Here is a 25,630-nt window from a genome sequence, read left to right as displayed (position 1 = left end):
CTCCGTGACGTACTCCTGACCGGTGTTACCAGATTACCTCTGTCCGGAAGCCGATCCGAAGTGTCGCGGTCGCGCCGCGCGGGCTACCGTCGAACGATGCGGAAGATACCGTTGGTCCTGCTCGCGGTGCTCGCCGCGCTCCTCACCGGCTGTTCCGGCTCCGAGAACGGCGGCTCCGGTCCCGGCACCACCGCGACCCCGGGCGCCGGTACGAGCCCCGCGGGCGCGACGGGTGACGTGGCCGGCCCGACCACTACCGGCGACTGCTCCGCCCGGTACCTGGCGCAGTTCAGCACCCGGGAGAAGCTCGCGCAGCTGCTCACCGTCGGGGTGACCGGTACCGACGACGCGCTCGCCGTGGTGCGCGACCATCAGGTCGGCGGAATCTTCGTCGGCAGCTGGACCGATCTGTCGATGCTCACCGACGGCGGGCTCGCGCAGGTGGCGGCCGCGGCGAAAGTGCCGCTCATGGTGACCACCGACGAGGAGGGCGGCCGGGTGTCGCGCCTCGAGGACCTCATCGGCACCGCGCCCTCGGCCCGGGTCACCGCCCAGACCATGACGCCCGACGAGTTCTACACCGCGACCCTGGACCGTGCGCGGGCCATGCAGGACCTGGGGATCACGGTGGATTTCGCCCCCGATATCGATGTGAGTTCCCAGCCCGACGATTCGGTGATCGGTGACCGCTCGTTCTCCGACGACCCGGCCGTGGTCACCGAATACGCCGACGCCTATATCCGGGCCATGCACGAGGTCGGTCTCGGGACGGTGCTCAAGCATTTCCCGGGCCACGGTTCGAGTACCGGCGATTCCCATCTCGGCGCCGTGCAGGTGCCGCCGCTGTCGGAACTGAGCACCCGCGACCTGGTGCCGTTCCGTGAGCTGATCGATACGGGTTCGGCGGTGATGGTCGGCCATCTCGACGTTCCCGGGCTGACCACCCCGGGCGTCCCGGCCAGTATCAGCCCGGAGGTGATGACGCTGCTGCGCGAGGGTTCCGGGTACGGGGCGGCGCCCTTCGACGGCGTGATCTTCACCGACGATCTCAGCGGTATGGCCGCGATCACCGAACGGCTGTCCATCGAGCAGGCGGTGGAGGCCGCGCTCGTGGCGGGCGTGGACAATGCGCTCTGGATCAGTACCGATGCCGTGGGCCAGGTGCTCGATCAGCTGGAGCAGGCGGTGGCGGCCGGCCGGTTGCCGATGGAGCGGGTGGACGCCTCGGTGCTGCGGATGGCCGACTACAAGCGGGTCCCCCGCACCTGCTGACGGTCCGGGCCGGGCCACGGGTCCGGCCCCGGAATGACGGGCCGGGGTTTCCGGCCGCCTACCGGAAGAACACCGGCGCGCGGGTATCGCGGCCGGTGGTTCCGATCCTGGGGAACTTACTTTGGAGTAATATAATGGGCTCACTGCGGTAGGAGACGTGATGGCGGGCGGTACGAAAAGGCTTCCGAGAGCGGTGCGCGAGCAGCAGATGCTCGATGCCGCGGTCGAGGTCTTCTCGCGCAAGGGCTTCCACGAAACCTCCATGGACGCCATCGCCGCCGAAGCCGAGATCTCCAAGCCGATGCTGTACCTCTACTACGGCTCCAAGGACGAACTGTTCCGCGCCTGTATCCAGCGGGAGGGCCTGCGCTTCCTCGAATCGGTCGCACCCGCCGGCAACCCGCTGCTCAGCCCACACGAGCAATTGCGCACCGCGCTCGAGGGTTTCCTCGGTTTCGTCGATGCCCACCGCAACTCCTGGCAGGTCCTCTATCGCCAGGCGCTCGGGCAGCAGGCCTTCGCCTCGGAGATCGAGAACGCCCGGGAGCGGGTCATCGAGCTGACCGCCAAGCTGCTGGAGTCCAGCGCCAAGCACGCCGAGCCCGGGACCAACTTCGATATCGTCGCCGTCGCGGTGATCGGTGCGGGGGAGGCCATCGCCGATTCCGTCGCCGCCGGCCGCATCGATGTGGCCGAGGCCGTGGATCTGCTCGACGCGCTGGCCTGGCGTGGTTTGGCCGGCCGCAAACCCGGCGCGGCGGACGCCGCGGAGACGGGCGAGATGCCCGAATAGTTCGTATCGCCCGCTCAGTGGCGCTTTCCCGGTTGCGCGGGGCCCGCGCGCTCCGTATTTTCGATGCGCGCAACGGATGTCGCGGAGGACGCATCCGGCCGGGAGGGCACAGTGTTCGGAATGTTGCGGCCGTGCCGGCACGGCGCCGCGAAATACGGGGTGGACCCACAGCTCTGGCAGGCCCATATGTGCGGCCTGTGCCTGGGGCTACGCGACGGGCACGGACAGCTGGCCCGGAGTGCGACCAATACCGACGCGGTGGTGCTCGCGGTGCTGACCGAGGCCCAGGCCGTGGCACCCGCCGCGCGCCGCACCGCGGGACCGTGCCCGTTGCGCGGAATGCGCACCGCACGGGTTCCCGTCGGCGCCTCGGCGCCGGTCCAGCTCGCCGCCGCGGCATCCCTGCTGCTCGGTTCCGCCAAGGTCGCCGACCATATCGACGACGGCGACACCCGCCCCCGGCTGCACCGTCCCATGCGGCGGATCGCGAGCGGCTGGTCGGCGGGCGCGCACGCCCGGGCCGCGGCCATCGGTTTGGATATCGCTCCGCTGGTGGCGGCCATCGAGGCCCAGGCGGGCGCCGAACGCCGGGTCGCCGCCGGGGCCGGTCCGGCGGGTGCGGCGGGTGCGGCCGCCCTCGACGAACTGACCCGCGCCAGCCGTCGCTGCGCCGCGGAGTTCTTCGCCCATACCGCGGTACTGGCCGATCGCCCGGAGAATGTGGCGGCGTTGCGCACCGCGGGAGACGAGTTCGGCCGGATCGCGCATCTGGCCGACGCGCTCACCGACTATCACGCCGACGCCGCCGCGGATCGTTTCAACCCGCTCACCGCCACCGGCACCACGCGGGCCGAGGCCTACGCGCTCGTCCGGGAATCCCATCGTTCGCTGCGGTCGTCGCTGGGGACCGCCGACCTGAGCGGTCTGCCGACGCTGCGCTGGGCGCTACTCGATCCGCTCACCACCGCCCTGCGCCGGCTCGGCCACGCCGTCGCGCCGCCGCCCACCGATGCCACCCGGAAGAACCCGGCCGGTATCCGCCTCATCGACCCGCAGGCGCCCGCGGGCCCGCGGCGGCCGGGGGTCGCCGAGTCGATCCAGCTGATCTGCACCCAGTACTGCACCGGATATGCCTGCTGTGCCGAGCACACCCGGCCGTGCAGCGGCGAACAGAAGGAGTCCTGGGCCGGGCGGGGGTGTACCTGCGACGGTTGCGGTAATTGCTGCGAGTGCGGCGGCTGCTGCAGTGACTGCGGCGGCTGCTGCGGTGACGGTTGCTGCTGTGACGGCTGCGGTTGCGACTGCTGAGCCGGCGGATCAGGCTTTCGCGGCGCGCGGCCGGTCCCGCCGCCGCGCCCACTGCCGGCACGGCTCCTCCACCAGGGCGTGACTCGCCGCGGCGATCGGCAGGGTGAACGCCACCGTCAGTACCAGCACCACCCCGAAATTGCCGTTGAACGGCAGGATGCCGAATACCGGGAAGATCACCGACAGCACGGCGAGGTGCCAGATGAAGATCCCGTAGGACCAGCGGCCCGCCATCGCGACCGGCGCCGCGGTCAGCCAGCGATGCGGTTTATCGGGCGGTCCCAGCACCAGCGGCGCCAGCAGGGCGAACCCGATCACCGCGCCGAGGCCCATCTTCGCGGCGTACTGCCAGGGTTCGGCCCGGGTCAGCCCCGCGACTCCGCCCAGGCGGGTCGCCGATGCCACGAACGCGGCGGCGGCGATCGCCCACATCAACCGCTGGTTGCCCAGCAGCCGCAGGCGTGCTCGCCGCCGGTCGTCGCAGGCCAGCTCGGCGAGCAGCATGCCGCCCGCGAACCAGGGGATATAGGCGGGCAACCAGTTGTCGGCGTGGATGGCATCCGGGGTCGGTACCGGGAGGAAGTTCCAGCCGAGGAAGACCAGCCCGAGCGTCAGGACGGCCGGTACCCGTGCCGCGGCCGCGCGGCCCCGCAATCCGTGCAGCAGCCAGGCCAGCAGCGGCAGCGAGATATAAAAGGCCACCTCGACCGACAGACTCCACATCTGGGTGAGCCCGTCGGTCAGCGTGAGCGGTACGAAAACCTGGAGGAGCAGCAGGTTGGAGATCCACACCTGCAGCCCGGCGGTACCGGCGGCGGCCGGGACCAGGATCAGCACAGCGCACACCACGACCCAGTAGGCGGGAACGATCCGGGCCACCCGGTGACGCAGGTAGTAGCCGAGACCGGGGGCGTCGCCGAGGCCGCGGGCGGCGAGCGCGTGCGGGCGCCACAGCAGGAAACCGGACAGCGCGAAGAACACCGCGACCGCCATATCGAAGCGTTCCAGCAGGCGGCCGAGCGCGGGAATACCGGTGGCACCCGTCTGGAAGGCGACATGGGTGAGCAGTACACCGAGGGCGGCCAGGCCCCGCATCCCCTCGAGCGCGGGAAGAAAGCCCCGCTGACGCCCGACGGGTACCGGCGACGTGCCCGCGGGAGCCGGGCCGGGACCGGGTGCGGCCCGGCGTTCCGCCTGGTCGGCGAGGCGCCAGGGGCCGGTATCGGTGGTCGGGGTGGTCGTCATCGGGTACCAGTCTGCCGGGCCTTCTGTGTTCGTAGGAAGCCGGTATTTCACAATGCGGGTTAGACTCCCCCCGTTTTCGGTCGGATTCCGGCCTCGCCAACCCCTGGGTAACCTCCAGGCTGTTAGTGTCAGGGCTCACGAGTGCCGCGGCGCCCCGCTGTACCCGCGGAACGACCTGTGTTCTACGACGAGGAGAGTTTGCATGGCACTGAGTGCCGGAACCAGAAGGACGGTTGCCTGCGTGCTCGTGGGTCTCGGCGCGCTGCTTATCGTCGCCGCGCTGATGATCCCCACCTACACCGTCAGCAAGATGGCCAAGACTCCTCTCGACCTCGAGATCACCACCGTCGCGGTCAATCAGAAGGACCAGGAGAGCCTGGTCCTGGATTCCTCGTCGCTGACGGCCGAGGGGCGCTCGGCCGAGGTCAACAAGAACGTACCGCTGGTCTCCCAGCGGTTCCTCACCGTCGAGGATCCCTCCGATGCCGACGAGATGACCATCCAGGCCGGTAACACCCTGCGCCGGATCGACAAATCCGGCGACACCGGCGTGCTGACCGCCTACGTCGACCGGGTCACCATCGACCGCGTGACCGGTGAGCCGGTGGCCGCCGACCCCAACGGGTCGATCGCGATCACCACGAACTCCAAGGGCGAGGCGCTCGCGGACCCGGTGCAGCACACGGGCCTGCAGTACCGGTTCCCGATCGGCACCGAGCAGAAGACCTACCCGTACTTCGACGTGCTCGCCCGGACCACCACCGACATGGTGTTCCAGGAAGAGACCGAGATCAACGGCACCAAGGTCTACCACTTCCGGCAGCAGGTCCCGGTGACCAAGCTGGCCGACGTCTCCAAGGCGCCGACCAACAAACTGGAACTGCCCGCCGCCAAGTGGGGCGTCGAGGGCGGCGAGGAACCGGTCACCATGTACCGCTTCTACGGCAACACCCGCGACGTCTGGGTCGAGCCGGAGACCGGCACCATCGTCAAGGGCGGCGAACAGCTCAACATCTTCTACAGCCGCACCGCCGACAAGGTGGAGGTCCCCGCGCTCAAGGCCAATATGGTCTTCGATACCGACACCGTGGAATCCCAGCTCGCCGTGGCCAAGGACAATATCGACAAGCTGTCGCTGTTCGGCCGGGTCCTGCCGATCGTCTTCGGCATCCTCGGCGTCCTCGCGCTGATCGCCGGAATCGCGCTCGGCCTGACCGGCGGTCGCGGCGGACAGCCGGCCCGTCCCACCGGCCCGGCCCGGCGCCCCACCGGTGGCTCGTCGTCCGCCGCATCGGCCGACGCCCCGACCACCACGCTGCCCCGCACGGGTAACGCGGACGCTCCGACGGAGACCATCAAGCTCCCGAAGAACCTCTGAGCGTACGAGCACAGCGAAGGCGCCCCGGACCGAAAGGTCCGGGGCGCCTTCGTTTTCGCCGTTGCCGCACATCCCAGGTGTCGGCCCTTCCGGTAGTTTCGCGGCCGTGCCCGCCGATCCCTCGAACCCGCACGACGCCTACTTCCGTCACGTCCTCAGCCGCCCAGCGGATGCCGCTTCCGAATTGCGTTCCGCGCACCGGATAACATCACCCGTCCGATCGACTGGAGCCAACTGGTCCTGCAACCGGGGTCCGCGAGCCGAGGAGGCATTGATGACAACCGCCGAACGGCTCCGCGCCGAAGGTGAAGCCCGCGGTGAAGCCCGTGGTGCGGCCCGCGCCCGAACCGAGGCCCTGGTCGATCTCCTCGATATCAAGTTCGGGCCGCTTCCCGGGGCAGTGATCGAGAAGGTCGAGGCCGGCAGCCCCGAACAGATCCGCACCTGGTTCCGTTGCTCCGTCACGGCCGACACCCTCGAACAGGTGTTCAACGGATAGGGAGGCTGCCCATAGAGGTGGTCGGCCAGCACAGGAACAACACCGAGTCCTCATCGAGCTCGGCGGTGAACTCGTCGAGACCTCCGACCGGGAACCAGACCGCGGGTTGGCCCGGGGTATACGGGAAAGATGGGTTTGCGGTGGTGTCCGGTGGCTCGGAATCGAACGCCTTCACTGTCACGCCCTGGTTTGCCAGTAGTCGCGCCCAGTACCCACGGCCAGCGCCCAGTTCCACCACTGTCCGCCCTTCGCTGAATGTCTTCACCCAGTCCAGGGTCTCGGGGGAGGGAATCGCGTAGGCGTAGGCGGCCTGGAGGATGGTCCGCACAAACCCCAGTCGAACGCTGCCATTGGCGCTTCCGCCGTTGACCACCCTGCGCTCGCCATCGTTTCCAACGGCAGGGCCGACGATCTCCCAGTACGGATTGCCGAACTCCGTGGAACCGCCGGTCATGAAGTGCACGAACCGCAGATCGAACGCTGCGTCAGCTTCCGGGTTCCCGGTGCCCGACAGCATGGGCGCGGTATCCAGGTACTCGGCGACCTTCGGATACTCCTCCGTCAACCGTGGCCCGTCGTCGAGCAACGCGGCCAGCGCGGTTCGACGTTCAGGCGTCAGCACGAGACCAGTCATACTCTCGATTCTTCCGGGGCACATCACGTTCCGCGAGTGGTTGCCGAATTTCGCCATACAGGATCAAGAGCGGCGGCGCCTGCGCGCCGCCGCCACGCTACGGCGGGACCTGGCTACGCGGGCGGCCCCACCGGCGCGTCGGCGGCACGCCAGCACCACCCGCTTCCGACCCGACATGGTTGGTTTCGATAACCGAGAAGTGTGGGCACGACGAGAGCCGTACCCGACTTGGTCTCCCGCAGCCCGAGCACGAATCGGCCGGCAACGCCCGGGATGACTGGCCGTGGTCCGGTCCCACCGAGTTGCCGAACACATGAATCGACCAGTTCTCGAGGCGGTATGTGCGCGACCTCCGGCCGCGTGGCCCTGCTGACTGGTGGCCTGCATTGTGTTCCCGCGCCCCTCCAGCTTCAAGGCCGCCTACGGCGTCAGCTTCGCTGATGTCATTCGCCACCCTTGACCCCGGAGCCTCTACGCGAGAAGGGCAGGCCTTATCGGGCAGGCGGGTAGCCAGCCCCACCAATGCGCAAACCACCACCCCACAGGGCCACCTCACAGAACCCGTAGCGAAGCACCACAGGACTGCTGTAGCAAAGCTTCTCGGTGAGGCGATGTAGCTGCACGGAGGTGAACACACCCCACCCTCGATGCTAAGGCGGACTCATGGATGTGCTTCGCGAGTATTTGTATGTCGACCTCGACAAGGTCAAGGGGCTAGCAAGTCAGCTCTATGAGGGAATCCCCGAAGCCACGGAGGAATCAAATAAGAAAGTCTCTTCCGGGCAACTGGGTTCACGCAGCTTCGCCTTCGTAGGCGCGGGGCGCGAGTCCGATGTGATGAACCGTAAGGATATCGTCGACGCTCTATTCCCTGCCATGGAGCGCGATTTGGAGGCCGAAGGCTACTTAGAGGACATCTCAACAGTTCTCTCCCTGGCGGAAAACTTCGACTCAGGAGTGGTGAGCAAGGACTACCCTCCAGGAAGTATCGTCCGAATTAGCTCGCCTGGACGACTGGTGGATCCTCGGTACTTTGCGCGAACAATGGCCGGATTTGCCACTGCGGCTAATGGATTGCATCTGCTGAACCCTGACCAGCAGGTGCAGGTGCGTCCTCCCGGTAAGAGGGGCGCCGGACGACCTCGGAACACTACCAAGTCGGAAGACCTGGACGAGTCGATTCCCGACATACCCGATAATGTGGAAATAAGCACACAGACCGTCCGGGGGATGGTCAAGATCATGCGAGGGGTCTATCCCGAAGGCGTGTCGATGCTTCTGAACCCCGCTGGCGTAGAAGGCCCCTCCATTTCAATTCGCTTGCAAGAGGGCCGACAGCATCTCGATGCCGAGCCCGAAACGCTATTCGCGCGATACGGTCTAGGGCTTCAGGAGTGGACCGTAGTCGGCACGATCGGCTATCACGCTCAGGGCCCTGATAGCTCAGTTCCTATCGAATTCACGGAAGCGGACAACGTGATCAATAGGGGGAAACTAACAGCATTTGTGAACAACTTTTTGGAGGGTATGTCGGCCATCGGGCTGGTACAGATGGCGCAGGCTCCAGGGTTCTCCGTCGTTCCGATCGCTGTCTACAGGGTGGTCCCTCGGTCGGTCCGAAACCGAGGTAGCGAGGGGCCTGGTATCACCTAGGCGAAGGGGTCGTTCGGTACGGCTCGATGTCACCTGAGTGTCACAAGTACCGTGAACTCAGGCGGATAGTGCCAGACCGTATCGCCAGGTGACGGGCCTCAACAGACGGGGTCAGAGATCCCGGGATACGGCCTATACCTCCCTCCGGAGCAGAAGGCGGCCGGCCGTTTGTCGAGCCGGGCCGCTTGGGGCTGTTGCGTCGCAGAAGCGTAGCGCTGGGTAGGCGTGGCGACTCCGATTACGCGGACTGCTCTGCGGCTGCCCGAGGATGCGCCCCAAGTCACTTCTGCTAGCGCAGGTCAACACACGAGAGAGACCGCATTGCACAGCAATCCATGGAATCAAGACATACTTCCAGATGACCTAATTGAGGGGCATCTACGACTGCAATTGCTGGAGGCAGACGAAACCAAAGATGAGCCACGCATTCTAAAAATAGCCAAAGAAGCGATTAACGCCCACCTGGACGGTTTTCCAACGCAGCAAGAAAGCGCTCGGCTATGCGTCTTGAATTTACACTCAGGGCTAGTTGATCTCGCACTCGAGATCGCTGAGACAATGTCGCCATTTGAGTGGTGTTGGTATCTGCGAAGGACGCCCCTTGAGCTCGTTGCGGGCAGCGTGAAATCGACTGCCAATTATGTCCGATTGATCGCCGAATCAATAGCATCGCGTAGCACAAGATTGTCACCGAGATTCCATCCCATAGAAGACCAATTCTTTCTGCCGGTGACAAAAGCCGCAGTCGATAGCATGCGCAGATTACTGTATTTATCCGGCTTTATTCATGCATGCCATTCGGCGCTACGCCGCATAGGCAAAGGGGCAACGTTGGATATTGATGAGTTCGGTATCCCACTTCTGACTAAAGTCGACCCTACAACAAGAGATGCTATAAACTTGTTCGATGAACGAAACGTTCAATCTGGCGATTTCTTAGCCACTTTAGGTATAGCCGCAGAAGACTATGAGATCGGTTCATTTCAATCGGTTCGTAATATTAGAACCGCTTTGGAGGGAGATGCGGTTATGTGGGAATCTAAAATGAAGCGAGTTATCAATGAGGTCAATCCTCCAGTAATGGGGTCATTCAGAAATATCATTCCGTTAGTATGCACTACATTTGTGCCCTATGTGGCATCACCGCATGCGATCGAAGAACTCCTTCCTGGGCTTAGGCGAATCGTTTCAGCCAGTGAATTGAGTAACTGGTTGCGCAAGGCTCCGTAGATTGCCGTTGCAGCAAAGATAGGCGTCGCTGAAACGGCAACCTCGGCCACAGATCCACGAGGAGAGTTCAGGGGGCTTATTATTCCAGAGCCGCTGGGAGCCCTCACAGGTAATTTAAAGGTCTGGCGGCAAAGCCCCCTTTGATAAAATATATGAGCTTGACCCGAGCGCGCCGACTTGGTACTAGAGCTCCTAACGGGATCGGTTGTGGAGCCTTCGCTGACACATCAAAGCCGCACGAGCTCAAGGAATCGCGGGGAGGTCGGAGCGACGTCCCAGCGGACGGCCAAACGTCGGCATCTTTGCAGCAGAGCCAGGGTGCCCCGGCGTGGTGTTAAGCCGACGGTCCGCAATGCGCCGAGGCCTTCCCGAAGTCATGTTTCGAAAGGGCGCCACGCCCAAGTAGCGACAATGTAAGACATGGCTAAATGTCTATGGGGGCGGGACCAGAACGGGACCACACGCTACAAGCGCTGCTCCGCCACCAGCACATCCGGATATCTGGCGAACAGCCAAACAACCCTTGTGACCTATGGTTTCGGGCCACGCCCGAGCTGGGGGTGAAGTGGGTCGGTGACGACATGTCGACGACGCCGCCGACGACAGCAGCGCCAGTCGCACCGTCCACTTCGAGCTGCCGGAGGGGCGAACCGCCCTGATCGTGGACCGGTCCAAGTCGGGCAGTGTGGAGTGGTCGTGTCTTCCGTGCTTGCCACGTCGGTCAGCCTTGGTGCCTGGATGACACCAGTCGTGACACCAACGCTGACACCAATACAAACCAGGCCGACACATCAGACAGGTCAGACACTCACGCAAAAGGTCCTGCCAGGAGCTCCGCTCGACCCTCGTAATGAAAGGTCCGGAGTCGGTTCGCCCTGCGGTCCAATTCTCCCGCTGGCGATAACCCGAGGTCATCGCCTTCATACCTGCTGGCGGGCCTGGAACGATAGGAACGCGCACTCGCCCAGAATGATTTGTTCGTTGAGCTGTCTCGGTTCAGAGCGGCAGGTCTCGCATCAGCACATCGAACCTTGGGGCGTTATCCCAGTCCGGACGTTGCCAACCGACCCGGTACCACCCCCACTTCCGATACCGGGCGTAAGCGCGCTCGTTGCCCGGGTTCACGAGCAGCGTCGCCCGCTGCTCGGGGCGACCCGCCAACAGTTGGTCGTGCAAGGCGCGAGCGAGTCCGCGCCCGGTGTACTCGACGCACACCATGATCTCCGAGAGAGCGAAGGTTCGTTCACCAGTCTCGATTGTGAACTCCTCCAGATCGGAGTCATTCAGCCCGCCGTCGTCCAGGTGCAGCCCGCCCCATCCCGCCGCGCCTGGTGACAGCGGCCAGCCCCAGGTCTGCCCTGCCGGTGCCCCGTCGATATATGCCGCCACCAGGTCGAACCCCCGGTTGCGAGCGGGATCGGTGTAGGCATCGAACCTGTGCATAAATGCCGCAATGGATTCGAACGGGTCGCCCGAGGCGATCGCATCGACGTAGGAACGCCGGTAGATGTCTTCGACGATGTCTCGTATTTCGCGGGCATGGGCGGCGGAGTAACGCCGGAATTCCGGTTCGATCATGCGCTTTCCTTACGTGTGGCATTCTCCAGCGCCGCGAACCGATCGCGGAACTCTTCAGCCGCAGGATGGTCGACGGTGCGTACCGGGTCCAGTACTCGCAGTGTCCGGCCCGACGTGACGTTCTCCAGTTCGGTGAGTACAGCCGTCCCCAAGGCGAGGGCCGACTGGATATCGCCCATGCGGACATGCGCCACCGCCGCGTGCGCTCGATCGTTCACGGCATTGCGGGTGCCTGCCTCCTCCGATGCCGAGGCATCGAGTAGTTCGATGCTTTTGCGGATCTCACCGATCTCGCCGTAACCGCGTGCCTCTAGCCCACGGATCTCTGCAGGTGTCACGAACCGCAACAGTTGTGGGCACTCTTCCAGCGGCTCATAGCAGATGGCATGTTCCACTTCCCGCCACGCGGTGGCGACCGCGCGACCGAATCCGATCCGGTCACCCAGCAACCCGCGTGCCGAAGCCTCCCGCCCAGCGATCAAAGCGTGAATCCGGCCCGGCGGGCGGCCGTGCGCCAGCGTGCGGGCACGGTCGATCAACTTCAGGGCGTGGTAAGGGCTGCTCTGTCCGCTGCGCGCAAGCACAATTGACTGATTCGCCGCACATAGGCAGATCTGAGCGATCAGGTCCTCGTCACCTGCCTCGCTCGCCAGCGCGAGTGCATCGGCGTAGCAGCGCCGTGCCACCTGGTGAAGGTCGGAGTCGTAGGCCAACCAGCCCGCGAGCACAGCCAGATGGCCTGCGGCCGAGGCGAATGCGTTGCCGGCTGCGGTGTCGTAGCTTGCTGTGTCGAGAGTGTGCTTGGCGTATGCCAGCTGTTCGAGCGCGAATTGGACCAGGGCACCGCCACCCATTTGCTGGTCTCGTTCATACAGTTCGTCGACAGCCGCCAGCAGTCGCTGCGCGTCCGCCGCTCCGATATGGTCCCCGCACGACCAACCAACCGCGGACGCGGTTACCGCAGTGGCCAGCTTTCCGAATTCACGACGTCTCACATCACTGTCGACTTCCCACGCATACGTCCCGAGTGCCATGCCCGGCCGGCCCACGACCTCGGCGCCACGAGGTATCGGGCCACCCACGGCTGCGGTCTCTGTATCGAACCGGGCACGTTGCTCATCGTCCAACTCGCGCAGCATTGTGTCGAGTGCTTCGGCGGAACGACCCCGTACCGGCTTGTCCCATGTCGCCCGGTGCCATTTCTTGATGGTCGGGAGCATGTACCCGGCGCGTTCGGCGAACTCCTCTTGAGTTTCGCGGAGCGCGGCCACGCGGAGTGCCCGCACTTCCATGCTCGTCCATCTGCTGACAGTCATTCCACCCCTCGGAGCAGCGGTCAACGTACTCGTTATCCGAAGCGTATTCCCTCCGTGGGCTTTTCGAGGCTCCTACAGCAGCTTCGGGTGCGTGACGCTGAAAGCGGCCCCGGCGCCGGGTGAATACAGAGATCAACGGTCGAAACGGCGACGTATATCGCCGGCCGAGGGAAGGCCCCGGCGCCGGGTGCCGGTCAACCGAGATCCGTCAGGAGGCACCATGCATCGCGAGCGCAATGAGAGAACCCCGACCCCGCCGTTGCCACCGAGGCCGACGACCAACCAGGCGATGTCCACGACGCTGCACCTGTGGAGTGAGAGCGAAAGCCACGACCGCGCATGTGCCCAGGACGTTCGCGCCCGTGATACGCCGACTGCCGCCGAGCAACCTACCGCGCAACGCGAGGTAGACGGTGTGATCGCCCGGTGGCGTGCCGCACATCCGGCCGAGGTGTGGCGTGTCTGCTGATAACGCGGTTCTGTATCGAATCGCCGCGCGTCTTCGGTCGGCGCCTACCGATTACATACCTCAGCCGACCAACGAGCGAACCGCGCGCGTACGTGCCGAATTCGCCGCGACTGTTTCCGCCTTGCGGAGCAGACCGCTTATAGATGTGACTCCGAACCTGCTGGAACAGGCACCATCTCGGCATTCCGGTGCGGAGCGCACCGGTATCGCGAACCACACAACGATCAGAGTCTCGCTGCTCTCCGCGCCTGTCACGCCCTTGCCGCCGAACCCAAGGGCGCTTCGTCATGAATGAGAAAGCAGGTGCTCACTGCGGAGATACGCCCACGACCCGATGCGCCTTCTACCGCTCGTGCGGACTGGCGGCAGTGGTGCAGCCAGAAACAGAAAGGATCGTCGTCGCGGCCGGGCCTCACCTCGGTGCAGTCACGATGCCCGCCGAGTTGGGTGCGGCGGCACATCGCTCGCTGCTCGGGCGTGGCCTACTTTCAGGGCCGGTGATCTCGCATCCCCGTTCAGGCCGGTGGACGTTTCTGATCACTCCTGACATCCCCGACGAGACCATGCTTTTCGCCGAAATGTTCCGCCTCAACGTGTCGGTGGTACGGAGCGGCACCATCGTGTTGCCCTCGCCGTCCCGACGTAGCGAGGCCTTCCGCACCTGGGTAACGCAACCCCGCGTCACCGGGACGCAGCCCTCGGGGATGGCGCTGGTCGCGGCGATCCGTGAATGCTCGGTCGGTAGGGAGAGTCGGTCGTGACCACCGAGGATCGGCGACGACGCGCGGTCGTTGTGGGCAGGTACAACACCGACACGCCTGATCTGGACGGCCTCGTCGCTCGTCATCACTTGAAGGTGGTGTTCACGATCACCGCACCCTCGGCGCCGAAACTGGCGACGCTGATCGCCGTTCAGCACCTCTTCGAGCACGATGCCGAGGTGGTGGTTCTTCCGCATCTCAGCGCGGCCGAGATCCGGGCCGAGCGATGTTGGCTGGCAGTGAGCGGACTGGCCGATATCCTCGCCGCCGACGGTGGTTGGCTTCGGTGACAGTATCAACAGTCTCGACCCCTGATCGAGCAGGGAGATCCGCCGAACAGGCCTGAGACCGGGACCAAGGCCCGGAGCCATGATGCCTATAACCCCTGGTCTGTCGTGGTTGGGTCGCACCGATTCGATATCGGCGTGTGACCGGACTCTGCTCGACATATTCAGCCGAGACGTGACACACTATTCGAACGTTCCGAAATTACTTTCGGAACGTTCATTTGAGGAGGTGTCGCGTGACTGCGCGAGCGTTGGAGGAAAGGACGTTCATACCGGACGAGGACCGCGAGAGCCTCACGTCCGTGTTCAGCTTCCTTGCTGCTCATGAGCGGCTGAGGGACTCCGGCTCCAAGCCGAACCCCAGCTATGCGCTGGTCGGTGTCGACGAGCACGATCGGATCGAACTCCCAGCGGAAGTCCACCAGGCTCTCAAACAAATCGTGGCCGCCCTGATGGCAGGCAAAGCCGTCACCGTGGCACCGCACAGCATGACGCTGACCTCGCAGCAGGCAGCCGACCTCCTCGGTGTCAGTCGACCGACCGTGATCCGGCTCATCGACAAACAGGAGCTGCCTGCCGAACGTGTAGGCACACGTCACCGGCTCCGCCTGGACGACGTCCTGACATACCGAGAGGCACGGCGTCAGGGGCAATACGACGCGTTGGCGGCGATGGGAGTCGACATCGACGCCGAAGAAGACCCAGCGAAGGTGCGTGAGCAGCTGCGCGAGGTCCGCCATCTCGTTGCCGAGCGACGCCGAAAAGCCAAGGGCTGAAATAATCCCGGCATGTTCGCCGCCCTCTTGGATACGTGCGTCCTGTGGCCCAGCCTCCAGCGCGATTTTTTGCTGTCGCTGGCGATCGAGGGCCTATATCGCCCGCTATGGTCCGACGCGATCCTCGAAGAGCTGGAGACTCATGAGGCCATCAAGCTCGGCCAGAGGTACGAGGTCGACCCGGAAGAAGCCGCAGCGCGAGCGAAGCGGCTCACCCTGCAGATGCAAGGGGCGTTCGATGATGCCCTCGTGAAAGGGTGGGAGCCCCACGAGGGCACCTTCGGTCTCCAAGACCCCGACGACGAGCATGTGCTCGCCGCCGCGCTTGTCGGCGGGGCCGGGGCCCTCGTGACCGAGAACGTGCGTCATTTCCCGGCTTCGGCTGTGCCGAAACACATCCAGATCATCAAACCAGCGCAGTTCGCTGCCGACACCGTGGCTGTTTCGCCCGAGACCGCGCTCCGGGCAGTCGAGGCGATTGTGGGCCGGCGCAGAAACCCACCGGTGACTGTCGACCAGGTACTGGACTCACTGATCAATGTGTATGGAATGCACGAAGCGGTAGATCTGCTCCGGACCGCGTGATAGCCGAGTAGCGAAGCGCGCAGCGACCCGGATCGCTCCGAAGCGGGGTTCCCGCGTGTGGGCCGCCGCCTCAACGCAGTGTGGCGGTGAGGTGCCGATAGCCCTCTCGGATCGCTATCCAGCACTCTTCGAACACGATGCCGAGGTGGTGATCGTTCCGCCGGGTGTTTCTGGGCCCCGATTACTATCATGGATGATAGTTTCATTGATGATAGTATCGCTGACCAGGTCAAATGGCTCGTAGGCAGATATAGAAACCCCGCCCCGAAGAGTTCGGAGCGGGGTTTCATCGAGTGGGCCGCTACTTCAGCGCAGTGTTGCGGTGAGGTGCGGATAGCCCTTCTTCGGATGCTTCAGGGCCAGATCCCACCCCTGCTCGACCTGATCGGCGTACACGTTCACGGTGGACGGCAGCAGGATCGGTTTGCCGAATTTGACCGCGTAGGAGACCTTGTCGGGGACCCGGCCCTCGACCGTGGCGAGGATCGTTGCCGCCGACCACATCCCGTGCGCGATCGCCCGGGGGAAACCGAAGGCCTTGGCACCCAATGCCGAGGTGTGGATCGGGTTCTGATCACCGGAGGCGTTCGCGTAGCGGGTGATCGTCTTCTGGTCCACCTTCCACGTCCGCAGCGGGGGCGGCGGCACCTCGTCGGGTTTCGGTTCGGGCTTGGGGCCGCCCGAGAGCGAGGTCTTCTGCTGGTGCAGGAAGGTGGTGACCTGCCGCCACACCAGTTCCCGGCCCACCCGGATCTCGCTGATCGCGTCGACCAGCAGGCCCTTGGGGTGTTCCCGCAGGTTCTCGATATGCGCGGTGATATCGAGCGGTTCGCTCACCGAGATCTCGCGGGTGCGTTCGATGAGGTTCTCCGCGTGCACCGCGCCGACCGCCACGAACGGGAAGTCGCGCTGCACCACGAGTTTCATCACCAGCGGGAAGGTGATGATGAACGGGTAGGTGAGCGGCAGGGTGTCACCGAAACGCAGCCCGGTGGCCGCGCAGTAGGCCGCCAGGTGATCCGGGTCGACCCGGTAGCCGTCGAGCCGGACGGCCCGGTCCGGGATGTCGGATTTCCGCGCCGAGACCAGCGGTATCGCGCCGAGTACGGCCTGTGCGTACAGGCCGCCGTTCTTCGGCGGTGCGTCGAGGGTGATGGTCTCGGTCATCACGCGCCGATCATGCTCTGGCCGCAGACCCGGACGATATTGCCGTTCACCGCGTTCGAGGCCGGGCTGGCGAAGTAGGCGATGGTTTCGGCGACGTCCACGGTCTGGCCGCCCTGGTTCAGGGAGGCCATCAGCCGGCCGCCCTCCCGGGTGGCCAGCGGGATCGCGGCGGTCATGGCGGTCTCGATGAAACCGGGCGCCACGGCGTTGATGGTGATGCCCTTCGCGGCCAGTTCGGGGGCCTCGGCGTTCACCATGCCGATGACGCCGGCCTTGGAGGCGCCGTAGTTGGTCTGCCCGCGGTTACCGGCGATACCCGCGATGGACGAGACATCCACTACGCGGCCGCCCTCCTTCAGTGCGCCCGCGGCCACCAGGCCCTGGGTGATGCGGTGCGGCGCGGCCAGATTCACGTTCAGGACGGCGTTCCAGCGGCCCTCGTCCATATTCGCGAGCAGTTTGTCCCGGGTGATCCCGGCGTTGTGCACGATGATGTCGATCCCGCCGAAACGTTCGGTGGCGAATTCGGCGAGCCGCTGCGCGGCGTCTGGTGCGGTGACGTCGAGCGCGAGTGCGGTGGCGCCCACCTTGTTCGCGGTCTCGGCAAGGGCCTCACCGGCGGCCGGGATATCGGCGACGATGACCTTCGCGCCGTCGCGGGCGAAGACCTCGGCGATGGTGGCGCCGATCCCGCGGGCGGCACCGGTGACCACGGCGACCTTGCCGTCGAGCGGCTTGTCCCAGTTCGCGGGCGCGACCGCGTCGTCCTTACCGACACGGATCACCTGACCGTCCACGAACGCCGATTTGGCGGACAGCACGAACCGCAGGGTCGAGGCGAGACCGGTGGCCGCCGGGGAGGCGTCGGGGTGCAGGTACACCAGCTGCGCGGTGGCGCCGCGCAGCAGCTCCTTGCCCACCGACCGGGTGAAACCCTCGAGCGCGCGCTGGGCGATCTGGCCGTCCACGCTGCCGGCGAGTTCGGGGGTGGTGCCGATGACCAGGACCCGGCCCGACGGCGCGATACTGCGCATCGCCGGCTGGAAGAACTCGAAGAGCTGAGACAGATCCTCGATGCTGCCGATACCGGTGGCGTCGAAGACCAGCGCGCCGTATTTGGTGCCGGTGGTGAGGGAATCGGCGAAGGTGTAGTCCTCGGCCAGCAGCGCCCGCAGCGGTTCGGCGACCCGGCCCTTACCGCCCAGCAGCACCGGTCCGGGTAGCGGCGGCTCGCCGGCCACGTAGCGCCGCAACTTCTCCGGTTTCGGCAGGCCCAGCTTGTTCGCGAGGAACCCGCCCGGCGCGGAGTTGACGAACGATCCGTAGAGGTTGGGTGCACCCTTGCTCTTGGCTGCCACAGTTCCCACCTTTTCCTGTTGCTCGATGTGGTGTCGGGAGTCGCCGGAGGCGGTGTCGACATTGAACTTACTCCGGAGTAAGTTTATCGTAAACCGAGCGCGGGCGGGCGTCGGACGCCGTGGCGGGGAGCCGCGGCCCGGGCCCGGAGCACCCGACCCTCTCGCCAACTCGACAACCTGGGAGACCCGAGTGACCACCACATCCCGTTCGACCCGTCCGGTAGCGATCCTCGGCGGTAACCGCATCCCGTTCGCGCGTTCCGACAAGGCCTACGCCCACGCCTCCAACCAGGACATGTTCACCGCCACGCTGGACGGACTGGTGAGCCGCTTCGGCCTGCAATCGGAGCGGCTGGGCATGGTCGCCGGCGGCGCGGTGCTCAAGCGGGTCGGTGAGCACGGCCTGATCCGGGAGAGTGTGCTGGGTAGCCGGCTCAGCCCCTACACCCCCGCTCACGATCTGCAGCTGGCCTGCGGTACCGGCCTGCAGGCGGTCGTCACCGTCGGCGACGCGATCGCGGCCGGCCGGATCGAGGTGGGTATCGGTGGCGGCACCGACACCACCTCCGACGCGCCGATCGGGGTCAGCGAGCGGATGCGTGAGTGGATGCTGAACATCAACCGTGCCCGCACCAATGCCGAGCGGCTCAAACTGGTCGGTCAGCTGCGCCCGGGCATGGTCGGTATCGAGATCCCGCGCAATGCCGAACCCCGCACCGGCCTGTCGATGGGCGAGCACGCCGCGATCACGGCCAAGGAGTTCGGGGTCTCCCGCGACGCCCAGGACGAACTGGCCTATCTGTCGCACAAGAACATGGCCGCCGCCTACGAGCGCGGCTTCTTCGACGATCTGGTGACCCCGTTCCTCGGCCTCACCCGCGACGACAATCTGCGCCCGAACTCCTCGCTGGAGAAGCTGGGCACGCTGAAGCCGGTCTTCGGGGTGAAGCTGGGCGACGCCACCATGACGGCGGGCAACTCCACCCCGCTCACCGACGGCGCGTCGGCGGTGCTGCTGTCCAGCGACGAATGGGCGGCCGAGCGCAATCTGCCGGTCCTCGCGCATCTGGTGGACAGCGAAGTCGCCGCCGTCGACTACATCCACGGCCCCGACGGCCTGCTCATGGCCCCCACCTACGCGGTGCCGCGGCTGCTCGCCCGCAACGGCCTGACCCTGCAGGATTTCGATTTCTACGAGATCCACGAGGCCTTCGCCTCGGTGGTACTGGCCACCCTGCAGGCCTGGGAATCGGATCAGTACTGCAAGGAGCGGCTGGGCCTCGACGGGGCGCTGGGCTCGATCGACCGCACCAAACTGAACGTCAACGGTTCCTCGCTGGCCGCCGGGCATCCGTTCGCCGCCACCGGCGGCCGGATCGTCGCCCAGGCCGCCAAACAGCTGGCGGAGAAGGGGTCGGGCCGGGCGCTCATCTCCATCTGCGCCGCGGGCGGTCAGGGCGTGGTCGCCATTCTGGAGCGCTGAACCGGCCGGGTACGGGTCCGTTCGGCGGGTGAGGGAAGCGCCCACAGCCGCGGCCGACTCCGGACCGGCGCAGGGGAGAGGAGGTGCCCCGATCGGGAAGGTCGGGGCACCTTCGCGCCCGGTGGGCGCGGTATCGCGTGCTCTCTGGTCCGTGGGTTGATTCCGACCTCTCGGCCGGACGGGCCCGGTGAACACCCGGGAAGCCGGCGCCCGGCACACCGGCGAGAATCCCGCACCGGCCGGGATCGATGCAGCGGTGGCCGCAATCCGTTCCGGCCGGTCGGCGGCGCGCGCCGATCGGTGGAGATGGGGTCGACTGCCCGTCACGGTCCCGGTTTCTAGCTTGATCCGGGCAGCTCGTGATGCCCGCCGAAGGCTTCGCGCATCGCGGACAGCGCCTTGTCCGCGTACGCCGATTCCCCGCGTGACGCGAAACGCTGGAAGAGCGCCGCCGAGAGCACCGGAGCCGGTACTCCGATATCCACCGCGGCGTCGAGGGTCCAGCGTCCTTCTCCGGAATCGGAGACCCGGCCGCCGAAGGAATCCAGATTCGGGTCGGCGTGCAGTTGGGTCGCCGTGAGGTCGAGCAACCAGGACGCCACCACCGACCCGCGCCGCCAGACCTCGGCGACCTCCGCGATATCGATGTCGTACCGGTAGTACTCCGGATGTTCGAGTGGGGTCTCCTCCGCGGAGTACTCGCCGCCGGCGCGGTTGCCGTAGTCGGCCTTGTGCATGATGTTGAACCCCTCGGCGTAGGCCGCCATGACGCCGTACTCGATCCCGTTGTGCACCATTTTCACGAAATGGCCCGCCCCCGCGGGACCGCAGTGCAGATAACCCTCTTCGGCCGGTCCGGGCTCTCCCGTCCGCCCGGGGGTCCGCGGCGCGGCCGCGACGCCGGGCGCGATGGCCCGCAGCAGTGGTTCCAGGTACCGCACCGGCGCCGGCTCGCCGCCGATCATCAGGCAGAACCCGCGGTCGCGGCCGAACACCCCGCCCGAGGTGCCGATATCGAGGTAGTGGATACCGAGCGGGGCCAGCTGCGCGGCCCGGGCGATATCGTCGTGGTACCGGCTGTTGCCGCCGTCGATGACGATATCGCCGGGCTCCAGCAATTCCGCCAGCTGGTCGACCGTGTGGCCGGTGAGACCGGCCGGAATCATCACCCAGACCACACGGGGCGTGTCGAGGTCGGCGACGAACTCCGCCAGGTCGGTGCTGCCCCGGAAGCTGTCGCCGAGTTCGGCGGTGAGCTCGTCGATCACGTCGGCGTGGCGTTCGCAGCCCACCGCCGTATGACCGGCCGCGACGATCCGCCGCACGATATTGGCCCCCATCCGGCCGAGCCCGATCATGCCCAACTGCATCTCGCGTCCCCTTACTCGTAGAGGTCGGATCGCATGCCGTCCCCGATTGTGCCCGCCGCTCGAGAACATTCGTCGAGTTCGTGTGTAACGACCCGCGTGCGGCGCCGATATACCGGTCGGCTCCGTGCATTCGCCTGACCCCCGACCCGGCGACTGCACGGGGCCACTTTGCTGTCCAGGGCTTTGTTCGGGCGATATGTCCCAACTGCGACGTCAGTGGCTATCCAGATGGCGCAGCTGTGATCGATCCGGCACTGAAGATTACAGTTCGGACAACTATCGTTGGCGAAGGCTCGCACCCCGCGAGTCCCCGAAGTATCGATTGGGGAGGACGGTTCGTGAGCAGCGAATCGAACACCGACCGAGGTGACAGACGCGACCACGGCCGCCCGCAGCCGATCGACGGCGGCCTACGTCAGCTGCTCGATACCGGCCGCGCCCAGCAGGGTCAGCAGCCGTCCGCACCGACCGAACCGGTCGAACAGGCCGACAATGTCGCCCCCGGCTGGCGCGGCGGCAGCTCCTGGCTGAACCCCAGCACCGGCTCCGCGGCGCAGCGGTCCGAATCGGACCAGGCCCCCACGCCGTCCGGTCCGGTTTCCGGCGGCGCTTCTCCCCACCCCTCGCCCCACGATCCGGAAGTTCCTCGCCCCGCTCGACCGGGACCGCCCGGCCGCGAGCCCGGCGCCCCGGCACCGTCCGGTCCCGGACCGGCAGGACCCACCGGTGCCCGGCCTTCCACAGGTCCCGGACCATCCGCCACGGACGCCCGGCCCTCCACGGGCCCTGGATCGGCGGCCCCAACCGGCGCCAGGCCTTCCCACGCTCCCGGACAAGCAGTGCCTTCCGACGCCAGGCCTTCCCACGGCCCCGGCGCGATGGCGCCCTCCGGTCCCGGACCTTCCCCGGGCCCCGGTGCCCCCTCGGGTTCCGGCGGACCCGCCGGTCCGGCTCGACCGCCCGGCCCTGCCCGCCGCCCCGGTCCCGGGCCGTCCACTCCGCCCGGCCCCGTCCCGGCCGACCCCACCGGGCCCGAGTACACCACCCAGCAGTTCCCGCTGCCCACCGCCGCGCCCGCGCCCGCCGCGTTCGCCGACGCGGACCCGGACGACGCGCCGACCGAGGTCTTCGATTCGAGCGCGCTGAACCAGCGGCTCTCCGGGGGACCGTCCTCCTGGCCGGGCCACCCGAACAACCCGACCAGCGCGGATATCATGGCGCACGGCGACAGATCCGATCCGCCCGCGCCACCGCGCGGGCCGGGCGGGCCGGGCGGGGGCCGCGGCACCGGTGGGTCCGGTGACGACAGCGGTCGTTTCTCCGCCGCCCGGTCCTGGCTGCGCGACTCCGCGAACGCCCGGCGCATCCTGTTGGCCGCCGCGATCGTGTTCGGTGTCGCGCTCGTGGGCTATATCGCCGACCTGGTGATGACCTCGGGCAAGATTCCGCGCGGCGTCGAGGTCGCCGGGGTCGCCATCGGCGGCATGGACAAAGACGACGCCCGAGCGAAACTACAGGAAACCCTCGACCCTCGGTCCGGCGAAGTCGTCCCGGTGAAGATCGCCGATGTGCAGACCCAGCTGGTTCCGGCCGCGGCCGGCCTCGGCGTGGACTGGGAGGCGACCTGGGAGCGAGTGGGCGGTCAGCCGCTCAATCCGGCTTCGCGGCTGCTGTCCTTCGTGGCCACCCGCAAGGTCACGGTGGCCAGCTCGGTCGACGAGGCAGCGCTGAGCCGGACCTTCGACGAACTGAAGGTGCACGACCAGCCGCCCGTCGAAGGCGGTATCCATTTCGAGGGCACGCGGCCGGTCGAGGTGAACCCCGTATCGGGCCGCGTCCTGGACCTCGCCGCGGCCCGCACGGTCATCACCGAGCAGTGGGCGACCGCGAGCACCCTGGATCTGCCGGTCGCCGTGGCGCCGCCCGCCGTCCGTCAGGACGCGATCGATGCGGCCATGCACCAGATCGCCGAACCCGCGGTGAGCGCGCCGGTGTCCTACACCGGTAAGGGAGACGCCACTGCCGCGCTGAGCCCCGAGCAGATCGCCACGATCGTCGGTTTCGTACCGGACGGGCACGGCGGGCTGCGGGTCGAGTTCGACCACAAGGTGGCCACCGATCTGCTCGCTCCACAGCTGGCCGCTACCGAAGTCGAACCGAAGGACGCGACCTTCACCTTCTCCGGGTCGCCCACCGTCGTGCCCGCCGTGGTCGGCGACAAGGTCAACTGGGCCAAAACGCTGGAGCAGCTGCCGGCGATGCTCGCCGCCACCGGCGCCCCGCGCACCACACCGGCGATCTACGAGCGGATCGAACCCAAGCTCACCACGCAGGCCGCCGAGGCGCTCGGTATCAACGAAACGATGGGCGAGTTCACCACCAGCGGTTTCACCGGCCCGTCCGGGGTGAACATCCGAACGGTGGCGCAGGAGGTCGACGGTGCGGTCGTCAAGCCCGGCGACACCTTCTCGCTCAACACCCACACCGGGCCGCGTACCGCCGCCGAAGGCTATGTGGAATCGGGCATCATCGATCACGGCCGGCCCAGCAAAGCGGTGGGCGGCGGGATCAGCCAGTTCGCCACCACCCTCTACAACGCGGCCTATTTCGCGGGCCTGGAAGACGCCGGCCACACCGAACACAGCTACTACATCTCCCGCTATCCGGCGGCCCGCGAAGCGACCGTATTCGACGGCGCCATCGACCTGCAGTTCCGTAACAACACCCCGCACGGCATCTACATCCAGGCCATGGCCGACAGCTCCGAGGTGACCGTACGCATCTGGGGTACCAAGACGGTGAACGTGGAATCGATCACCGGCGACAAGACCAAGCCGACGGAACCGGAAACCATCACCCTGCCCGAGGGTGACGACTGCATCGCCTCCACGGGCGCTCCCGGATTCACCATCTCCGACACCAGGGTGATCACCGATATCAACACCGGAGCGGAGGTCTCCCGGCACACCCGGACGGTGAAGTACGACCCGGTGCCGGAGGTCAAATGCGAGTCACCGGAGGACAAGAAGCCGGAAGAATCGACCGACGAGCCGAGCGGCGGCAGTCAGCCCAGCGGTAGCGCCCCCAGCAGCCGGCCCAGCAGCCGTCCCGGTTCGCGCTGAGAAACGACACAGTGCCCGCCCCGGTGAGCCGGGGCGGGCACTGTCGTCTCCGAGGGGGTTACAGCGGGGTGCGCATCAGGAGCACGTTGTACTGGCGATGCACGGTGAGCAGGAAGTACAGGTCGCTGCCGGTCTGGTAGGGGAAGATCATGGGCGCGTACGCCGTCGGCAGAGCAGCCGCTTCCAGCAGCACCCGGGGCGTGCTCCACGGACCCTGCGGCGCGTCCGCGGTGCGCAGCACCACCGAGTTGTACGGATCGGTGGTCAGCATCACGAACTTGCGCAGATGGTCGTTCCACTGCACCGACAGCTCGGCCACCCCGTCGACGACCGGCACGGCGGCTCTGGCGTCGTTCGGCTTCCAGCCCTGCCCATCCCAGTACTCGTAGGCGTCGATATTCGCGATATCGGCTTCCCGTACCCGGGACACGTACCCGGGATGGTTCCGGCCCGCCGGAGTGCCGTAGCGGTACACGAATCCGTCGTCCTTCACGAACGCGTTCTGCTGGAACCGCTCGTGGCCGTCCACATTCGCCCGGCGCGTGGTCGGCAACTGCGCCCAGGTCCGCCCGCCGTCACCGGACGCGGCGAGCGTGGCGAAGTTGGTGGACCACAGGCCGTGGTCGCCCCACTCCCTCACCGACATCATGCTCAGGTACTGCACGCCGCCCACCGAGATACCGGCGGTCGGGATGAAACTGATCTCGATCCCCGGAATCTTCGGGCTGGGCAGCGGATTCGGGACCGCGCCGTCGAAGACGATGCCGCGGGCCGGATCCCTGGTGTGGCTGAAGAACAAGGCGTTGCTGGTCCACGCCCATACACTGCCGGCCAGCAGATTCGGCACCCCGAGACCGGCGGAATCGCCGAACGCGGTAAGCATGGTGCCGGCTCCGTCGTCCCACATCACCCCCAGGTCGGTGCCCAGCACATTCACCCGCTGAGTCCGGTTGGGGCTGTCCATACCCGTCACCTGGTAGATGGCCTGGGTGTCCCCGGGCAGCGTCGGCAGACCGCGGGGTTCGCCGTTGATACCGGGAATCGGGTTCACATTGTTCGGATCCGCCACCGCCGGACCGGCCAGCACCAGGGCCGCGACGGCCCCGGCAACTCCGGTACGCACTAGGACGGACAGCGGGCGGGGCGTCATTCTCGATGTCCTCCTGCTGGGCGGCGCGGCGACTCAGAGGGTCATCTTGCCATGATCACAGCCGCCCCGCGGGGTGCTGTGTTTTCGACGCCGCCTTCGGCGATGGCGAGGTGGAGGCGGCTGCCGGTGCGGGAGGCCGGCATGTAGACCTGGGCCCGGGATTCGCGTCCGGTGGAGGGTGAAGACCAGGTTGCGA

The 25,630-nt window shown here is 66.5% G+C and carries 21 protein-coding genes; 13 read left to right on the top strand and 8 right to left on the bottom strand.

From position 1 onward, the window contains the following. The first annotated feature begins 96 nt into the window (after positions 1-96). From IG75_RS0130870 to IG75_RS0130860, 3 genes are all read left to right on the top strand, one after another. Positions 97-1,272, top strand: a complete 1,176-nt coding sequence (locus IG75_RS0130870; protein ID WP_030524872.1) for a glycoside hydrolase family 3 N-terminal domain-containing protein — start codon at positions 97-99, stop codon at positions 1,270-1,272. A 160-nt stretch (positions 1,273-1,432) separates the two neighbouring features. Beyond that, positions 1,433-2,065, top strand: a complete 633-nt coding sequence (locus tag IG75_RS0130865) for a TetR/AcrR family transcriptional regulator (RefSeq protein ID WP_036515587.1) — start codon at positions 1,433-1,435, stop codon at positions 2,063-2,065. 63 nt (positions 2,066-2,128) lie between these two features. Beyond that, positions 2,129-3,373 (top strand): DUF5685 family protein, encoded by a 1,245-nt coding sequence (locus tag IG75_RS0130860; protein ID WP_245713369.1) that lies wholly within the window; start codon positions 2,129-2,131, stop codon positions 3,371-3,373. Positions 3,374-3,382: 9 nt separating this feature from the next. On the opposite strand, the gene IG75_RS0130855 is transcribed toward IG75_RS0130860, so the two are convergent. Beyond that, complete coding sequence (locus IG75_RS0130855; protein ID WP_168165650.1) at positions 3,383-4,468, bottom strand: acyltransferase family protein; 1,086 nt, start codon at positions 4,466-4,468, stop codon at positions 3,383-3,385. 352 nt (positions 4,469-4,820) lie between these two features. Here IG75_RS0130855 and pgfA point away from each other — a divergent pair, with 352 nt between their 5' ends. Together pgfA and IG75_RS37615 are read left to right on the top strand one after the other, a co-directional pair. Next, positions 4,821-5,996 (top strand): cell envelope lipid trafficking protein PgfA, encoded by a 1,176-nt coding sequence (pgfA, locus tag IG75_RS0130850; RefSeq protein ID WP_030524868.1) that lies wholly within the window; start codon positions 4,821-4,823, stop codon positions 5,994-5,996. Positions 5,997-6,270: 274 nt separating this feature from the next. Continuing rightward, on the top strand, positions 6,271-6,495 hold the full coding sequence (locus tag IG75_RS37615; RefSeq protein WP_030524867.1) for a hypothetical protein: 225 nt from the start codon (positions 6,271-6,273) through the stop codon (positions 6,493-6,495). On the opposite strand, the gene IG75_RS0130840 is transcribed toward IG75_RS37615, so the two are convergent. Next, on the bottom strand, positions 6,485-7,129 hold the full coding sequence (locus IG75_RS0130840) for a class I SAM-dependent methyltransferase (protein WP_174561216.1): 645 nt from the start codon (positions 7,127-7,129) through the stop codon (positions 6,485-6,487). The genes IG75_RS37615 and IG75_RS0130840 overlap by 11 nt on opposite strands. Positions 7,130-7,792: 663 nt before the next feature. Between IG75_RS0130840 and IG75_RS0130835 the strand changes: the two genes are divergently transcribed. Both IG75_RS0130835 and IG75_RS39390 read left to right on the top strand, forming a co-directional pair. Then, positions 7,793-8,782, top strand: a complete 990-nt coding sequence (locus IG75_RS0130835) for a DUF6414 family protein (protein WP_030524865.1) — start codon at positions 7,793-7,795, stop codon at positions 8,780-8,782. 321 nt (positions 8,783-9,103) lie between these two features. Beyond that, positions 9,104-10,012 (top strand): hypothetical protein, encoded by a 909-nt coding sequence (locus IG75_RS39390; RefSeq protein ID WP_156059262.1) that lies wholly within the window; start codon positions 9,104-9,106, stop codon positions 10,010-10,012. Positions 10,013-11,008: 996 nt separating this feature from the next. Here IG75_RS39390 and IG75_RS0130830 read toward each other — a convergent pair. Further along, the gene (locus IG75_RS0130830; RefSeq protein ID WP_030524864.1) at positions 11,009-11,590 is read right to left on the bottom strand and encodes a GNAT family N-acetyltransferase; all 582 of its coding nucleotides are present in this window, start codon (positions 11,588-11,590) and stop codon (positions 11,009-11,011) included. Beyond that, positions 11,587-12,906 carry an NsdA family TPR-like regulatory protein gene (locus IG75_RS0130825; protein WP_486644355.1) on the bottom strand — a complete coding sequence of 440 codons (1,320 nt, stop codon included), beginning with the start codon at positions 12,904-12,906 and terminating at the stop codon, positions 11,587-11,589. Before IG75_RS0130825 ends, IG75_RS0130830 begins: the two co-directional genes overlap by 4 nt. Before the next feature lie 756 nt (positions 12,907-13,662). Between IG75_RS0130825 and IG75_RS0130820 the strand changes: the two genes are divergently transcribed. From IG75_RS0130820 to IG75_RS0130805, 4 genes are all read left to right on the top strand, one after another. Next, a complete protein-coding gene (locus IG75_RS0130820) occupies positions 13,663-14,136 on the top strand; it encodes a hypothetical protein (RefSeq protein ID WP_036515583.1) in 474 nt (157 codons plus the stop codon). Next, complete coding sequence (locus IG75_RS0130815) at positions 14,133-14,426, top strand: hypothetical protein (RefSeq protein ID WP_030524861.1); 294 nt, start codon at positions 14,133-14,135, stop codon at positions 14,424-14,426. The genes IG75_RS0130820 and IG75_RS0130815 overlap by 4 nt, the downstream gene beginning before the upstream one ends. A 233-nt stretch (positions 14,427-14,659) precedes the next feature. After that, a complete protein-coding gene (locus tag IG75_RS40470) occupies positions 14,660-15,199 on the top strand; it encodes a helix-turn-helix domain-containing protein (protein WP_030524860.1) in 540 nt (179 codons plus the stop codon). A gap of 12 nt (positions 15,200-15,211) precedes the next feature. Continuing rightward, complete coding sequence (locus IG75_RS0130805; protein ID WP_030524859.1) at positions 15,212-15,784, top strand: PIN domain-containing protein; 573 nt, start codon at positions 15,212-15,214, stop codon at positions 15,782-15,784. 306 nt (positions 15,785-16,090) lie between these two features. On the opposite strand, the gene IG75_RS0130800 is transcribed toward IG75_RS0130805, so the two are convergent. After that, positions 16,091-16,951: a MaoC family dehydratase gene (locus tag IG75_RS0130800; protein WP_030524858.1), complete on the bottom strand. Its 861-nt coding sequence runs from the start codon at positions 16,949-16,951 to the stop codon at positions 16,091-16,093. Then, positions 16,951-18,309, bottom strand: a complete 1,359-nt coding sequence (locus IG75_RS0130795; RefSeq protein ID WP_030524857.1) for a 3-oxoacyl-ACP reductase — start codon at positions 18,307-18,309, stop codon at positions 16,951-16,953. The genes IG75_RS0130800 and IG75_RS0130795 overlap by 1 nt, the downstream gene beginning before the upstream one ends. Before the next feature lie 190 nt (positions 18,310-18,499). Between IG75_RS0130795 and IG75_RS0130790 the strand changes: the two genes are divergently transcribed. After that, positions 18,500-19,792, top strand: a complete 1,293-nt coding sequence (locus IG75_RS0130790) for an acetyl-CoA C-acetyltransferase (RefSeq protein WP_030524856.1) — start codon at positions 18,500-18,502, stop codon at positions 19,790-19,792. Positions 19,793-20,130: 338 nt separating this feature from the next. On the opposite strand, the gene gnd is transcribed toward IG75_RS0130790, so the two are convergent. Beyond that, complete coding sequence (gene gnd, locus IG75_RS0130785) at positions 20,131-21,162, bottom strand: phosphogluconate dehydrogenase (NAD(+)-dependent, decarboxylating) (RefSeq protein ID WP_030524855.1); 1,032 nt, start codon at positions 21,160-21,162, stop codon at positions 20,131-20,133. An 839-nt stretch (positions 21,163-22,001) separates the two neighbouring features. Between gnd and IG75_RS0130775 the strand changes: the two genes are divergently transcribed. Beyond that, positions 22,002-24,284 carry a VanW family protein gene (locus tag IG75_RS0130775; protein WP_245713368.1) on the top strand — a complete coding sequence of 761 codons (2,283 nt, stop codon included), beginning with the start codon at positions 22,002-22,004 and terminating at the stop codon, positions 24,282-24,284. A 58-nt stretch (positions 24,285-24,342) separates the two neighbouring features. On the opposite strand, the gene IG75_RS0130770 is transcribed toward IG75_RS0130775, so the two are convergent. Beyond that, the gene (locus tag IG75_RS0130770; RefSeq protein WP_030524853.1) at positions 24,343-25,434 is read right to left on the bottom strand and encodes a glycoside hydrolase family 183 protein; all 1,092 of its coding nucleotides are present in this window, start codon (positions 25,432-25,434) and stop codon (positions 24,343-24,345) included. Between the last annotated feature and the right edge of the window lie 196 nt (positions 25,435-25,630).

Source organism: Nocardia rhamnosiphila NBRC 108938, from assembly GCF_000720425.1.
GTDB lineage: Bacteria > Actinomycetota > Actinomycetes > Mycobacteriales > Mycobacteriaceae > Nocardia > Nocardia rhamnosiphila.
This window is presented reverse-complemented; position numbering and strand designations above follow the sequence as displayed.